Here is a 16429-nt window from a genome sequence, read left to right on the forward strand (position 1 = left end):
AATATAATCTTTCATTATTAATCCTTAATATATTATATAATACAATAATACCAAATTTTATTAAGTATGTAACCCTAAAAAGTAAAAGTAACTACATAATCATTTAATAAATATTCATTATACAGTAATATAAATCTTGTTTAGATTTATACGTAAAAATAAGATTAAAGCTGTATCAAAATAAATACTAGAACAAAAGTGGCTACGCTACATTTTAATGGAAAATTAGCAGTTGATAATGGACAACTGTGGTTGAAAGCCTTCGGCTTTCTGAAAAATATATATTTTAAAAATTACAAAGTGATTTCATCCTAAATTGTGAATTCAAAATCTCTTATTTACCTTAGATTTTATCAGCCTTTTAAGCTTAAGAAATTCTATGCTAGTCTAAAGATAAAAAAAGTTGATATTAAGTATGAAACTCATACTTAATATCAACCTTCGTTTAAACAAAATAAAAAAATATATAAATATATTTTTTAAGACTTCCCTTAATAAATATTAAAAAATTGGAATTATATATAATTAATAAATTCATCCTTTTTATATCCATACACCTTTATAGAATTATTTAAAATTTCTCCAGGAACATGGATTTTTCTTAATATATTAACAATTTTATTTTTCATTTCTTCATTATCAACTTTAATTTCTAACCATTCAATAGTATCATATCCCATCAATTTAAAATGATAAAACCATTCTCCATCCCAATTGCTTAAATAACCATTATCAATATTTTTCACTCTCCACATTATTGTTTCATGGTATTGATACATTGCTAATCTAATTTCTTTCCATTTTGTATTATTCATCAAACTATTAAATTCCTTAAAATTCATTTACTCTTCACTCCTAATGGTAGAATCCTTTATATAATACCATTATACTGTTAATTAATCGTTTTTAACTTCCTCTTCTGCTTTGATTTCTTCCTCACTAACCATAGATTGAGTTTTTATGTAAGTTAAATATTGCCTAAAAAGTACATCAACTAAAAGGAAAAAGAATGCTGTTGTTTCATGTACTCTACCTTTATCAAGATTGATTTTTGCAGTTGATATGTATAAATTATATTCACAATTTCTTGCTAATATATTGTCACTAAATTTAGTCATTGATATGGTATTAATTCTATTCATTTTAAAAATAGTAGTTATCCCTTTTAAAAGTTCATTATTTCCAGATAATGATATTGCTATAAATACATCTTTATCTGTTATATCTGAAACTACAGTTTTTAATTCTGTTTCTCCTTCTATTACATAAAAATATTTACTCACTATTAAAAATGTTCTTTGCATTTCTTTTGCTACTGCTGTTTGAGTCATCCCTGTTCCATATACAAATACTCTCTCAGCTTTCTGTATTAATTCACATATTTTAGAAAGCTTTTTAGTATCTAAATGCCTTCTAGTTTCTTCTAAATCTAAATAAAATTTGCTTACATAATCTTCTTCAGTATTTTCCTCTTCTTGTTCTTCCCATCTTAAAAATACTTTAAATTCACTATATCCTTTAAAACCCAATTTTTGAGTGAATCTTAAAATTGTTGTCCTTGATACATTACAATTATCAGCAAGGTCATTTATAGATATATTTCGACATTTCTTTTTATTACTACATATAAACTTTAAAATATATAAATCATTTTCATTAAGCTTTGAATAATTATTATTTACTACCTCTTCTAACCTCATCTCTACTCCCCCCGATTATTATAATTATATCAAATAAATATAAAATAATGTATATCAATTATTTTATATGATATGCTATATAATGGAAAAATTCTTATATAACATCTTAATTTAAAGATGTTAATGAACAGTCTACAATTTACAATTGTGGTTGAAAGCCTCTTACTTTCTTAAAATATATATTTAGAAATCATATTATGATTTCATCCTAAATTGTCAATCGTACATTCTCCATTATCAATTCAAAAATATTTCTTTAGGCACATGAAAGAAAATAACAACTCCAAGATGCTATGTATATTTTGCGTCAGACAAGGAAGTAGAGTGGTTTAATAGCGAGCTATTAAACCACTCTGCTGACGCAGTATGACACAAAATAGACTACATATTGACTTGTTATTTTTTTGAATGTGCCTTAGCATTAACTTTTTTCAGTGTTTCAAGTTGCAAAATCCTATAATTTTCTATGCAAAAAAAGATTGCTTAATTTTGAGTAATTCAAAATTAAACAACCTTTCATACATTACAAATTTGGTTATTTTGTGAGAAATATAAGTAATAATTAAAAATTAATTTCTAAAATTCACATTCTGAAACATAAATTTTCACACAATGTAATTTTATATTTTGATACTCGAACTTACTCAACAATTGTGTGTAAATCAAGTTTCCTTTTAACTTTACAAGTATATAATAAACTTTATTTTAATTCTGGCCAGTATTCTTTGTTAGCTTCAATTAAATCATCAAGGATTTGTTTTGCAACTTTTGCACTTGGTACTGTCTTTGATAATGTAATTGCTTGCCATAATTTTTGATATGAACCTTCTGCCCATGCTTCAACTGTTAATTTTTCTACTGAAACTTGTTGTTCCATTAATCCTTTTTGGAATTGTGGAATAGTTCCAACAACTAATGGTTCTGGTCCTTGACTTCCAACTATACATGGTATTTCAACCATTCCTGTTTTATCAAAATTTTCAATAGCTCCGTTGTTTTCCACTATTAATAACATTCTTTCTTTAGTGTTATATGCAATAGCTCTAGCTAAATCAACTATATATGAAGCATGTTCATCAACATGTAATTCACAACCTTTTGCTGTTCCTGCATTTACAACTTTTTCACATTCTCCAAATACGAATTTTTCTCTTCCGTCCATAACTTCATTTGCTCTAGTGTATTCTTTATTAGAATGTTCTACAACATAATCTTGGAATAAGTAGTACTTTAAGTATGTGTTTGGTAAAGTTGTTGGATCTACTGCAAATACATCTTTTGCTTTTCCAAAAGTATCATTCCAGCTAGCATCTGTATGTTGGTATTCTTCAACATCAACATTATATCCGTATTTAGCAACATGTTCTTTTATCTTTGGCATTAAGTCGTTTCCTTCTTTATCTTTAACACTTGTCCACCAACCAAAATGATTTAATCCAAAGTATTTGATTTCCATTTCTTTTCTTGAAGATAAGCCAACTATTTTAGCCATATGTTCTTCAATTCCAACTGGCATATCACAGATGTTTAATATCTTTGAGTTTGGTCTTAACTTTCTAGTAGCTTCTGCAACTATTGCTGCTGGGTTAGAGTAATTTAACATCCATGCATCTGGAGAATATTTTTCCATATAATCAATTATTTCAAGTATTCCACCAATTGAACGCATTCCATACGCAATTCCTCCTGGTCCACAAGTTTCTTGACCTAATACATTATATTTTAATGGAATTTTTTCATCTAATTCTCTCATTGCATATTTACCAACTCTAATGTGAGCCATTACAAAATCAATATCTGTAAATGCTTCTTCTGGTTTTGTTGTTTGCATAAATTCTATTTCAGGTGCTCTTTCTTTTAATATTATTTCACATGCCTTAGCAACCTTATCTTGTCTTTCAGAGTCATTATCATAAAATTTAATCTTTCTAATTGGGAATTTTTCTAAGTTTTCAAGTAACATTAATACTATTCCTGGTGTAAATGTACTTCCACCGCCTGCTATTACTACTGAGAATTTTTTCATTTTTCATTCCTCCTAAAATTACTATATTTTATCCATTAGCTAATATCTGTAATATTCATAACAGCTATATACTTCTGGATTGATTTTGCCATCTTTTAAATTGATGATTGTCTTTTTGTTAAATTATATTTATTATTTAATATGATTTATTGCCATTATAGGGTTAATCATATATTTAACTTTTTAAACTGGGGTATGTTTTAAGTAAATGTTAATTTAAAACATACCCTTAAAATCTTATCCTAAACTTTATAGTAATGATTCAAATCTTTCCCTAACTTGTGGTACTGATAATCCTACTATAACTTGTATTGCTTTTCCTTTATTAACTAAACCATGTGCTCCGGCTTCTACAAAGACACTTGTATCTTTTACTAAGCTTGGATCTTTTACTGTAACTCTAAGTCTAGTTGCACAATTAGTAACATCTTGAATATTATCTTTTCCACCTAAAGCTTCTAAAAATGCTTTTGCTTTAACATCTCTAGCATCTTCTCCTTGTGATGAGCTTTCTTGATTCTTTTTAGCTTTATAATCAGCTTTTCTATATAGCTTTTCTTCTCCACTATCTGTACGTCCTGGAGTTTTAAAATCAAACTTAAGTATTAAGAATCTAAATACAAGGAAATAAATTCCTGTAAATATTAATCCTATTATTATTTGAGTTATATAAGTTCCTGGATGATATTTAAATAATGGAAGCCAGTTTTGAGCTGCCCAATCTATTAAACCTGATCCAAAGTTACCTGTTACTCCAAATGCAAATGATGTTGCTGCTAATGTTGCTGCTAATAATGCATGTACTAAGAATAATACTGGTGCAATAAATAAGAATGTAAATTCAAGTGGTTCAGTAATTCCTGCAAATACTGCTGTTAATGTTGCTGGAATTAAAAGTCCTGCTACTATCTTTTTCTTTTCTGGTTTTGCTGTTGCATACATTGCTAATGCTATACCTGTACAACCAAAGACTTTTGATAATCCATGTAAAGCAAATCCACCTTCTGGGAACATCTCTTTTAATGTATGAGCTGTATTAGTAAACTCTTGTATATGAGCTGGCCAATAACTTTGAATTCCTTCATTAACAACTGCTGGTCCAAATATAAATGGTGTATAAATAAAATGATGTAATCCTGTTGGTATTAATATACGTTCTAAGAATGTATATATCCAAACTCCAAATACTCCTGAAACTTTCAAGAAACCTTGCATTGAATTAATTCCACCTTGAATAATTGGCCATATGAAACATAATGCTAATGCAACTGGTATCATTACAAAGAATCCAATTATACATACAAAAGATGATCCTTTAAATACCCCTAACCATTCTGGTAATTCTGTATCAAAATATTTGTCATGAATGAATACTGTAATTGCTGAAATTAGTATTGCTCCAATCATTCCTAGATCCAATGTTTTTATGTTAGCAATCATTGCTAGTCCACTTGTTCCACCTGGTTCTAAACTATAGTCAACACCAAATGATGGTCCCCATAAATTAAGCATCGCTGCCATAAAATAATTGAAAGTGATGTATATAACTAATGATTCTAAACAAGCACGTGCATTGTTTTTCTTTGCTAATCCTATTGGAAGTCCGATTACAAATAATAATGGTAATTGTCTAAACACAGTCCAACATCCTTCTTCTATTACGTACCAAATGTTGTACCACATAGTTCCTTTTGTTGCTATCGAACCCATCAAATCTGGATTTTTAAATAATATTGATAGTGCTACCATTATTCCTGAAAATGAAAATAATAATACCGGTGTAAACATAGCGCCACCAAATCGTTGGATTTTTTGCATCATAACATTTTCCCCCTCATCATTTTTCTGTTGTTGTATTGCTTTGTTGTGTTTATATTATCACCCTAAGATTACGTTTACAATAGACTTTAGATATGTAGTTCTTTTTCACACACATTGGTATTTGTTATTATTTATGTGAAATTTCACACCTTGTAGATATGCTATTGTTTTTACTTTAATCTATCTTTAAAATTAGAATTAATCACATTAAAAGATAATAATGTACAAGCATTAATCTATTATTTTTGTGATTATGCCTTATATAAATTAACCTTAAAGTTTATATAGTTCTAAAAATAATATATTAGTATCTTATTAATCCATATTGCTACATTCTCATTAACACATCTTGATACGCATTAATATATTATTTTTAGTATCATATACCTAATGTAAACATTTAACCAAATTAAGAAAGGATGATAATAAATAATGTTTAATTTTTTTAAAAAACCATTACATATCATAGCACCAATTTCTGGCCAAACAATAAGTCTTGATAAAGTTCCAGATCCAGTATTTGCAGAAAAAATGGCAGGTGACGGTGTTGCTATAGACTCTACAGATGATACAGTAGTTGCCCCTTGCGATGGTACAATAACACTGATAATGGATAGTAAACATGCATTTGCAATGACTACTGATGAGGGAATTGAATTATTAGTACATGTAGGTTTAGAAACTGTTGAATTAAATGGAGAAGGGTTTGAAGTTTTACAAAAAGTAAACACTAAAGTAACAGCTGGAACTCCTATCTTAAAATTAAATAGAACTTTCATAGAATCAAAAGGAGTTTCTCTAATAACTCCTGTACTTATAGTTAATCATGACAAATTAAAACTATTAACTCCAATAGTTAATCAAACAGTTTGTTGTGGAGAAACTCCTGTTATTGAATATAAACTATAATTAAAAAACAATGTTAATATTATAGTATAAACAAAGTTATTAGTCGCAGTGAAACTTGCTTTCATCTGAAGATTAGAAATTGTTATCAATGAGCCTATAACCGTTATGAAATTAAAGATACTAGTTATCGAATAAAGCTCATGTAAAGAGAAATTTACTTAAATATATTAAATTAATATGGACCTATCTAAAAAAATCCTCCAAAGTTATAATTTTTGTACCTTTGGAGGATTTCTTATAACAACTCAAAAGCTGCATTTATAAGGCTTTCTTTTTTCTATCTGATTTTTTTATTTAGACCCTATTGAGTTTTGTTGCATATAATCATCTATTTCTTCACATTCTTATAATAATTATATATAAATTTAAACTAAGTTTATTTTTTTAGTTATCTTAATCTTAAATTTTAACAAATACTTTTAAAGGTGTGTATAAATATGAAAAGTAATGTAAAAAGTAACTTAACTTTAATTAAAATAAAAATATTTTTAGTAGTTGTATTATCTATTTTTATATTTTATCTATTTGGTAAAAATAATTTAGTTGTTGGAATAGGTGCTGTTATTACAGCATCAACGATATTCAAAGAAGATTATAAAGGTAATATACTCTCTACTACTTTATTGTTTTCCACAATAAATGTTATTATAGGCATTTTTGCATATATTACAAATATAAATCCACTTTTAGGAATAATCCTTACATTCTTTATAAGTTTTATTATTTATTATATATTTAGTTATGATGCTAAGCCATTAAAAAGTCTTGGTTTTATAACAACATATTTAAACTTAGTATATTCTCCAGTTGAATTAAACTATATGCCTATAAGATTACTTGCTCTTATATTTTCTGGAATATTAATAATGTTATTATACTCTGCCTTCTCTAAATATGATTTTCATAAAATTATAAATAACGAAATTATAGAGATTGTAGATTTAATTTTAGACGAAATAAATTTAATTTTGACTGATAAAACAATACATTCTAAAAATAAGTTAATTAATACAAAATTAAAAAATATTGAACTAAAGATATATGAAAAAATAGAAAAATCCAGAAAAGACTTAAACAGTATTTATATAAAATATATAATAATAGTTTTGTGTAAAAAAATTAGTACACTTATTCCTCTCTTAAAGAAAAGAGGAGGTAATATAGTTCTTCTAAAAAAAATTAAAAAAATATTTGAAGATATAAAATTATATATATTAAATGAAAATAATTTGGAAAATCTAAAATTCAACCTAGAAAATCATTATAATAATCTAAAAACAAAAAACTTATCAAATGATATAGATAAATATAATTATTATAGTTTAAAAGCTTCAATAGAAGAAGCTTATATTTGCATAAAAGATATAGATAATACTACCTCTATTTATATGAATCAAACTATTAAATTATTAAAATTAATTAAAGAAAATATGTATGGATTAAAGAATAATTTTACAATGACTTCATTAAGATTTAATTTAGCCATAAAAGCATCTATATTAATTTCTTTATCTATTTTTATAGTAAATTATTTTCATATATATGAAGGACAATGGACTATATATGCAATAATAGTATTTTTATTGCCATATGCTGAACAGACTAATCAAAAAATTAAAGATAGAGTAATTGGAACAATTATAGGTTCTATTTTATTTAATATAATAAACTTTATTATAAATGGTAATATAATTTTTATGATAATTTTATTAATTATATTTGCGTATTTTTTAATCTTTACAGTTTCTTATGATATAAAATGTATATTTATAACCTTTACTTCTATGTTAAGTATTAAAATAATGTATCCTACTAATGTAATTCTTATATTAACTGAATACAGAATCCTATTTACATTAATAGCTGCAATTGTTACAGCTATTATAATAAATATTTTCTTTCCTTACACATTAAGAGACGATACTATAAATACTTTAACAAAATATATAAATTTAAATCAAAGTATATTAGATGAATTAGAGAAAGATAAGATAGATAAAAATAGATTAGATATTATGATACTTACTGATAATTATCTTTGGAAAAAAATAAACTTCAACAATAAAGAATTAAAATTTAATGATATTGATAATTTATTAAGTGAGCAAAGCAATTTTATTACTGATATAAGTTTTTTATTTAAAACAGGTAGTTATTTAGATGATAATCATGCTTTTATAAAATCAATATCAGAAAATTTGAAAGTAACTATTAATCAAGAAGATCTCGAAAAAAAAGCAAAACAAATTTTCACTTCATTAAGCAGTGATACTGAAAGATTAATATTAATACATATATGTAAAATACACTCTCATGTAAAAAATATATATTTATTAGCTCAAAAAATTATTAATAACTTATAAACTTAAATATGGAACAAAATTAGTATAATAAATTTCTATATTAAAAAAGTGATAAGAAATTAATTTCTTATCACTTTGAAATGTTTTTTTGTTTAATAACTATCCAGCTGAAGGATTGATCTTACTTATTATTGAAATATTAATATACAAACAATCGTTTAACTTGTTTAATGTCGACATATGTATTTGAGTTAAACTATTATGAAATCAACATGATAATTAATGGTAATAATCGAAATTTTGTCGCAAAACAGATATAATTAAAATTCGGATTATTTTTAAGCTGAATAGTTATCTTGTAACTATATATTTACATAACATATGGATTAAGTAAACCGTTATTCTTCTAAATTCAAAAAACAATACACCAAAGGCAAATAAATAACTTATCTGTATTTAATGTATTGTTTATTCTTAATTATTCTTTTTATTCCTTTTTTTTTCTCTTTAATGCAATAAAATAAACTATTCAAGTTCATTTTTGGGATTATTTAACTTAAATTAAAGATTATCAAAATAAATATCAAATATAATTTCATCATCTTCTACCCTTATTTTAATATATCCTTTATGCAAATTAACTATTTCTTGTACATTATACAATCCATAGCCCCTTGTATCATTACTTTTAGTTGAATATCCCTTTTTAAATATTTTATTTAGATTAATATCTTCTGAATTAACTACTTGGTTTTTAATAACTATATGTGATTTATTAATTTCAGAAAAAATCTTAATATCTATATTTTTTTCATTGCACTCATTTCTTAAAACTTCATCAAAAGCATTGTTTAATAAGTTGCTTAATAAATTAGAAGTTTCTTGATAAGTTAATATATCATCAAGAACATAATTTTCTATCTCATAATGAAAATTAATATGATACTTTTTTGCTTTACATAAACTTCTATATATTATAGATTTAATAACTACATTCTCTATGTATATAAGCTCATTTATATTACTATCATATATATCTTCATCTTTTATATAATTAGTAATTGCTTGTTTTATTTCTTTTTCATCTAAAACTTCCACTATTCCTCTTATTGTATTTTTATAATTAGCAAAATCATGTTGTCTTCTTTTTATTTCTTCCACTATTTCATCAATAAGATTGTTATATTCATTTGAAAGTTTTAACTTTTCTTTTTCCTTTATTACTTTAGTAAGATATAAGTATATTAATATTTGAGAAATAAACAATACACTTATTATAATTATACTTATATATGTATTATTAAAAATTATTTTACTATCATACTCACAAATAATTTTGAAAACTATAACATATACACCAAATATTGAAATTAAATATATTAAAATATTACTCTCGATATTATCAAAACTAATTTTCTTCTTCCCAAACTTCATCTTTGAAAATATAATTACTATAATCAACACTAATGATTCAACAACCATTCCTTGACGTGTATAAGTAGATATAAATCTAACAGCAATTAGAGAAAATATTAATTGTAGAATTATATCTACAAATAACACTAGAAGAAACACTAATACAGTATCTTTTAATCCCTCTTTATATATAACTTTAAGTACTGTAATAATAGCTATATATGATATAATAAAATTTAATTTAAAATGCTGATTTCCTGTAAGTATAATAGAAGAACTAATTATACAAAAAAATAATTTATATAAGTTATTATTATTTTTTGTTAAGCATGTCCATAAATAAATCACACTAATTGAATCTATACTATTTATTACAAAATTTTCTAACATACTATCACTTTTCCTTTGTTAAATTCATATATAGAAATTAGTATCTAACAAAAATACTTCTCCCTATATAATCCTATCATTTCACTAATCTTATACTAAATATCACTCCCCATCTTCTTTAAATAAACGTAACTACATCATTACACTACTACACTACTATTATCGTACTTAAAGTGAATTTTTTTAGAAAATTTTAAAAATATATTAACTTTAATAAAAATAATAGTTGATTTGTCGATTTCTGGTATGTTCTATTTTAAAATAAATTTAAATAATCTTTGAAAAAATGTATTTTTTCCCATAAAATTATACATTTTTAATAATATTAGATATTATTAGATAATATTGATAAATATTAGATTAATTTGATAATTTTTCATAATAAGTTATAATATTATATGTATATATTTACCTAAAATATAAGTGAGGTTAAAATGTTAAAAACATTATCAAATTTAATATCTAAATATTTAGCTCAAAATAATAGTTCTTTAACAAAAAATGATTTGCTAAAAATACAATATTCACTACAAGTAATCTTAGGAGATTTAATTAAATTCTTGATTTTATTCTTAATATTTTTAAGTTTAAATGAATTATCTATTTTTTTATTTTCATTTATTATTTTAATTTCAATAAGATTATTCTTAGGTGGTATTCATTGTAAAACTTTTAGTTCATGTTTAATATTTAGCGTAATTTATTTTTTAAGCATATTATTTTTTAGTAACTTATCAATTAAATTACCTACTAATTTTTATTTATTATTTTTTATATTTTCGATTATTACTATTTTAATTTTTGCTCCATGTAATAATGGAAAAAGGCCTATAAAAAATAAAGTGATGTTAAAAATATTATCTTTAATATCACTTACTTTTTGGAGTATTTTATTTTTTAGATTATCTAATACGAAAATATGTAATTGCATATTTATAAGCATATTTTTACAAATACTTCAAGTAATTATACTTAACATAAAAGGGGGAATTTCAAATGCAAAAATCTATAAGACTTTTTTCAACAGTATTAATTAAACTATTTGGTTTAATATCACACTCAACTTGTACTGGGTTTTATGGCGAACCAGATTATCCTGAGGAATTAAAATAACTTATCTAAAAAAATACTAATAAAATGAATAAAAAAATATTATAGTTTAATAAACGAATTACAAAAAACATTAGATAATCTGAAAGTTAAAAGCAATAAAGAATTAAATTTTAACATCATATAAACTTTAATCCTTTTAGGTACTTTTCTTTTGGTAAAACTACTAATCCAAACCTTAATGAAATATAAAAAAATCACCTATAGGAAGACACTTTTTTAAGTTTCTTCCTATAGGTACCATTTTACACTACACTAAATAATATAATTTTTTATTTAGTGTAGTGTTTTTTCTTTATTTTTTCTTATTATTATTTTAGAATATAAAAATTTCTAATTAATTCACTTATATTAGAAATTTTTAAAGCAAATATCAAAGATAATCTCATCAGATTCTAGGTTTATTTTTATATGTCCTTTATTAGAATTAACTATTTCCTGCACATTATATAATCCATAACCCCTTTTATCATGATCCTTAGTTGAATATCCCTTTTTAAATATTTTACTTATATCAATGTTATTAGGATTAGCAACTTGGTTTTTAATAATCAAATGTGATTCATTCATTACAGCGCAAATCTTAATTTCTATATTTTTTTTATTACACTCATTTTTTATAAGTTCATCAAAAGCATTATTTAATAAATTACTTAATAAATTAGAAATTTCATGATAATTTAAAATATTATCCAAAATATTATTTTGGATTTCATATTTAAAATTAATATTGTATTGTTTAGCTCTACATATATTTCTGTATATTATAGACTTAATAATAAAATTATCAATATATATAAGATTATTTATATTATTATCTGATACATCTTCACCTTTTATATATTTAATAATTGCCGGTTTTATTTCTTTTTCATCTAAGACTTCCACTATGCCTTTTATTGTATTTTTGTAATTAGCAAAATCATGTTGCCTTCTTTTTATTTCTTCTACTATTTCATTAATAACAACATTATATTCAGTTGAAATCTTTAATTTCTCTTTTTCTTTTACTAATTTAATGAGATAAATATATATCAATATTTGAGAAATAACTAGTACACTCATTATTAGAAAAATTAATAATAAATTATTTAAAATTATTTTATTATCATAATCCCAAATAAATTTAAAGACTATAGAGTATATACTAAATATTGATATTAGGTAAATTAATACACCACTATCTATAGGCTTAAAATTAATATTTAATAAGTTCAATTTTGAGAATATTAATATACCTGATAATATTATAAACTCTACAATAACTGCCTTAAGTGTATAGTCATAAATAAATCTATCAATAGCTAATGAAAACATTAATTGCAAAATCATATCTATGAGCACTACTAAAAAGAACTTTAATATTATTTCCTTTATATTTTCTCTATATATAAGTTTAATTATTGTAATATTTATTATATATATAACAACAAAGTTAATTCCTAATTGTTCAGTAATTGTAATCATAGGTGAAATAAGTAATACTGATAATAATAATTTAAATATATTATTATTTTTTTTAATAAGGCTTGTATATAAATATAATATATTAATTGTATCTAGCCCATTTATAAGAAAACTACTTAACATAGTATCACTTTACCTTTTTTAAACTGGTCTATAACATTATTTTTAAATTTATACCCTAAAAATGCTTGTTCAGAAGTTCCATTAAAATATATAATACTTAACTTACTATCTACTTTTTCTATTTTAGATATATGATCTACATTTATAGCAAAAGCTCTATGACTTTGCAGTATATTTTCTGAATCAATTAATTTCATTATTTTTTTTAAACTTATGTTAGTAGCTGTATATGTTCCTGTTGGAGTATGTATATCACAATTTTTTCCCTTTACTTCAATAAAAACAATTTCTTTTATCTTTATTCCTATATATATTCCACATTTTAATGTTACAACAATTTCTTTATTATCTTCTAAAGTTTTTTTATTTTCATTAAGAATAATTCTATTCAACATGGCATATACATCATCTTTATCATATGGTTTTAATATATAATCATAACAATGTACCTGTTTAAATGCTTGAGTTATATATTCAATATGAGTTGTTAAAAAAATTATTTGATTAAATTCATATTTAGGAATATTTCTAATCTTTTTTGCAAGATCCAACCCTGAAGATTCTTTTAAACTAATATCTATTATAAACATGTTAATTTCGTTATTTTCTATTATTTCTAAAGCACCACTTTCACTATCTGCTTCATAAACTCTCACAAAATCATATGTAGAAGTTAACATTTTCTTTAAAATAGTCCTTTGCATAAAATCATCTTCTACTAAAATAATTGAGTACAAAAAATCCCTCCAATCCAAATTTTAATCATTTACTACTTTTATTAAATTTAATAATTAAAACTTTTATATAAATTTTAATTCTTTATTTAATAATTCTAAATGAGATTTCTGCCCCGTTTTGCTGTTTTGCTATCTAAAAAATCTGTTTTAATAAAAATATTAAATTTACTTTAATACTCTCTTTAAAAGCTTTCTTTGTCTATGATACAACATTATAAAATATTATACAATTTTCATGCTATAAACAAACTTTTTAGTTAAATTATTATAATTGAACTAAAATACTATTACTTTATATTGTCGTATCAATATAAAATTTTTTTAGTAAAAATCTATATATTCTTAATAAAATAATAAAAATATGCCCTCCTTATATTAAACAATTTTATTCTTTAAACTGTTTAATATAAGAAGGGCATATAACTCTTAAGGAAAACTACTTTAATAAGCGACAGTTAAAAACATAACAATTTCTAACTGTCAGTTCAAAGCAAATTTTACCCGTGTCTAAAACTTTGTTTATACTACAATATAAACTGTTTTTAAACATAATTAATTCATGCTTACTATTTTTTTAATGGGCCTTCATTTTTAGCTTGTACTCCTATATCAGCGAAATCTGAGAATAGTCCGTCTACATTAACGTCAAATAATAATTTTCTAATAAGTTCATCTGCATCTTTAGCGTACTTAGGTAAATCATCTTTACGTACTGTGTATGGATGTATTTCAAGGTTATTATCATGTGAATCTTTTACAAAGTTTGGATTACAAACTAAATCACTCTTTTTTTGTTCCCCATTTTCATCTAATATTTGATCTATAGATGGTCCTACACCATCAGCATATTTTGATATTTCTTTTAACCCTTTAGCTGAAAGTAAATATGGAACATCATCACCTTTGTTATCATCCCAATCTGAATGACCTATTAATTGAACTAATTTACATTTAGGTTTTAGAGTTTCCTTAAACTTCTTTAAATAAGTTGGATCAAAACATTGAATATAACACTTAGCATCTTTTTTATTATATCCATATTTATCAAGCATTTTTAAAGTTATCTCACCTATATCAAATCCATTTTCTTTATAGAATTTAGGGAACTTTAATTCTGGATATATTCCCACATCACGTCCTGTACTTTTATTAAGTCCTTGAATCAGTTGAATTTCTTCCTCTAAAGTTGGTACTTCAAAATGAGAATTATCTAAGATAAATCTATCTTTGAAAACAGGATTTCCTGTTGCGAGGTCTATACGTTCATGTACACTAAGTTTTTTAATTTCATCTAATGTAAAATCAACTATATAATACCTTCCATCTAAACGTTTTCTTTCCGGGTAAAGCTTGGCTACATTAGTTGTAGTATCTAAATGAGTATCATGCATTACTACTGGAATACCATCTTTAGTAATATTAACATCTGCTTCTATATAATCTACGCCCATTGCATATGCCATAGAATATGCTTCCAAAGTATGCTCAGGTAAATATCCTGATGCTCCTCTATGAGCAATTATTTGTTTTTGTGGTTCAGTAGCAGCATGTACTTGTGTTGGCCTTACTAAGGCAAATTGTGTAATTGTAAGTGCTGATAGTACTAAAGCAATAGTTTTTGCATGCATTTTTGTTTTCATAATAAACTCCCCTTTTTTTAATCATATTTTTAATACGAAAACAAATTTTAAAAAGTAAATATTTAAATTTTTAATTATATATTATCTCTTATACATACAAATATATTATCTCTTATATAAATTTCAAATTATATTTTCTCTTTTTAAACGTTTTCTTAAATATTTTATGTAATTATTGTAATATTTAAACATTAAATATTCAAGCAAATTTTTACAAATTATTTTCTATTTCAATCTCAATATTATACAAAATATATTTTTTTATATCATAAAATATAAAACTTTTAATTTTTTATTTACAATAATTTGTTTTAGTTTTAATTTCATTAAGAAAAATATTAAATTTATTTTTCTTAATGAATAATTTTCCAAGTGGTACTATAGAAATGTCGATTTTTTACGCTCCCCATTTTTTAATAATTATAAAGAAAATATGATAAGTAAATTCCTATCTCCATAAGCTTATAAAACAATCTAAACATTTACTTAAAACTTAGCGATATTTTTAAATAAAAAATCATAAATCAAATATATTTTTCTTATATCTTTTCGGGTATCTTTTAAAACATTCTTAACATTTAGTATAAGAGCTCACTAGTATTGGAATTTACTTTTAAAATTATCTATCTCTATTTTTATAAATTACATTTTAATATAAGTCATACATTAATTTAAATTTTAATAATTTCCTAAAAATAAAAATACACCAATTCTTAGTATTAAATTTATTTATAAAACAATTATACTAAAAATTGGTGTGGTTATTTATAAGTAAGTTTTTTATTAA

12 protein-coding genes are annotated in these 16429 nt (G+C 23.5%); 4 read left to right on the top strand and 8 right to left on the bottom strand.

Going from position 1 to position 16429, the window contains the following annotated elements; all coding sequences use genetic code 11:
* Positions 1–515: 515 nt before the first annotated feature.
* The 4 genes from ACYUET_RS06560 to ACYUET_RS06575 all read right to left on the bottom strand — a co-directional run bounded on the left by ACYUET_RS06560 (position 516) and on the right by ACYUET_RS06575 (position 5547).
* Positions 516–842 carry a DUF6678 family protein gene (locus tag ACYUET_RS06560; RefSeq protein WP_460278509.1) on the bottom strand — a complete coding sequence of 109 codons (327 nt, stop codon included), beginning with the start codon at positions 840–842 and terminating at the stop codon, positions 516–518.
* A gap of 54 nt (positions 843–896) precedes the next feature.
* Entirely contained in the window at positions 897–1700 is an 804-nt protein-coding gene (locus tag ACYUET_RS06565; protein WP_460278510.1) for a MurR/RpiR family transcriptional regulator, read from the bottom strand.
* Positions 1701–2400: 700 nt separating this feature from the next.
* A complete protein-coding gene (locus ACYUET_RS06570) occupies positions 2401–3726 on the bottom strand; it encodes a 6-phospho-alpha-glucosidase (RefSeq protein ID WP_460278511.1) in 1326 nt (441 codons plus the stop codon).
* Positions 3727–3975: 249 nt separating this feature from the next.
* Complete coding sequence (locus ACYUET_RS06575) at positions 3976–5547, bottom strand: alpha-glucoside-specific PTS transporter subunit IIBC (RefSeq protein ID WP_460278512.1); 1572 nt, start codon at positions 5545–5547, stop codon at positions 3976–3978.
* A 432-nt stretch (positions 5548–5979) separates the two neighbouring features.
* Here ACYUET_RS06575 and ACYUET_RS06580 point away from each other — a divergent pair, with 432 nt between their 5' ends.
* Positions 5980–6456 (top strand): PTS sugar transporter subunit IIA, encoded by a 477-nt coding sequence (locus ACYUET_RS06580; protein WP_460278513.1) that lies wholly within the window; start codon positions 5980–5982, stop codon positions 6454–6456.
* 437 nt (positions 6457–6893) lie between these two features.
* Positions 6894–8819, top strand: a complete 1926-nt coding sequence (locus ACYUET_RS06585) for an FUSC family protein (protein ID WP_460278514.1) — start codon at positions 6894–6896, stop codon at positions 8817–8819.
* Between the two features lie 501 nt (positions 8820–9320).
* Here ACYUET_RS06585 and ACYUET_RS06590 read toward each other — a convergent pair.
* The gene (locus ACYUET_RS06590; RefSeq protein WP_460278515.1) at positions 9321–10565 is read right to left on the bottom strand and encodes an ATP-binding protein; all 1245 of its coding nucleotides are present in this window, start codon (positions 10563–10565) and stop codon (positions 9321–9323) included.
* A 434-nt stretch (positions 10566–10999) separates the two neighbouring features.
* Between ACYUET_RS06590 and ACYUET_RS06595 the strand changes: the two genes are divergently transcribed.
* Positions 11000–11602 carry an accessory gene regulator B family protein gene (locus ACYUET_RS06595; protein WP_460278516.1) on the top strand — a complete coding sequence of 201 codons (603 nt, stop codon included), beginning with the start codon at positions 11000–11002 and terminating at the stop codon, positions 11600–11602.
* Entirely contained in the window at positions 11562–11678 is a 117-nt protein-coding gene (locus tag ACYUET_RS06600; RefSeq protein WP_460278517.1) for a cyclic lactone autoinducer peptide, read from the top strand. Before ACYUET_RS06595 ends, ACYUET_RS06600 begins: the two co-directional genes overlap by 41 nt.
* Positions 11679–12026: 348 nt before the next feature.
* Here ACYUET_RS06600 and ACYUET_RS06605 read toward each other — a convergent pair whose 3' ends face one another.
* The 3 genes from ACYUET_RS06605 to glpQ form a co-directional block, all read right to left on the bottom strand.
* Positions 12027–13265 carry a GHKL domain-containing protein gene (locus tag ACYUET_RS06605; protein WP_460278518.1) on the bottom strand — a complete coding sequence of 413 codons (1239 nt, stop codon included), beginning with the start codon at positions 13263–13265 and terminating at the stop codon, positions 12027–12029.
* Positions 13259–14002 carry a LytR/AlgR family response regulator transcription factor gene (locus ACYUET_RS06610; protein WP_460278519.1) on the bottom strand — a complete coding sequence of 248 codons (744 nt, stop codon included), beginning with the start codon at positions 14000–14002 and terminating at the stop codon, positions 13259–13261. Before ACYUET_RS06610 ends, ACYUET_RS06605 begins: the two co-directional genes overlap by 7 nt.
* A gap of 566 nt (positions 14003–14568) precedes the next feature.
* Entirely contained in the window at positions 14569–15642 is a 1074-nt protein-coding gene (glpQ, locus tag ACYUET_RS06615; RefSeq protein ID WP_460278520.1) for a glycerophosphodiester phosphodiesterase, read from the bottom strand.
* Positions 15643–16429: the final 787 nt, after the last annotated feature.

This window comes from Clostridium sp. CTA-5 (genome assembly GCF_054768135.1).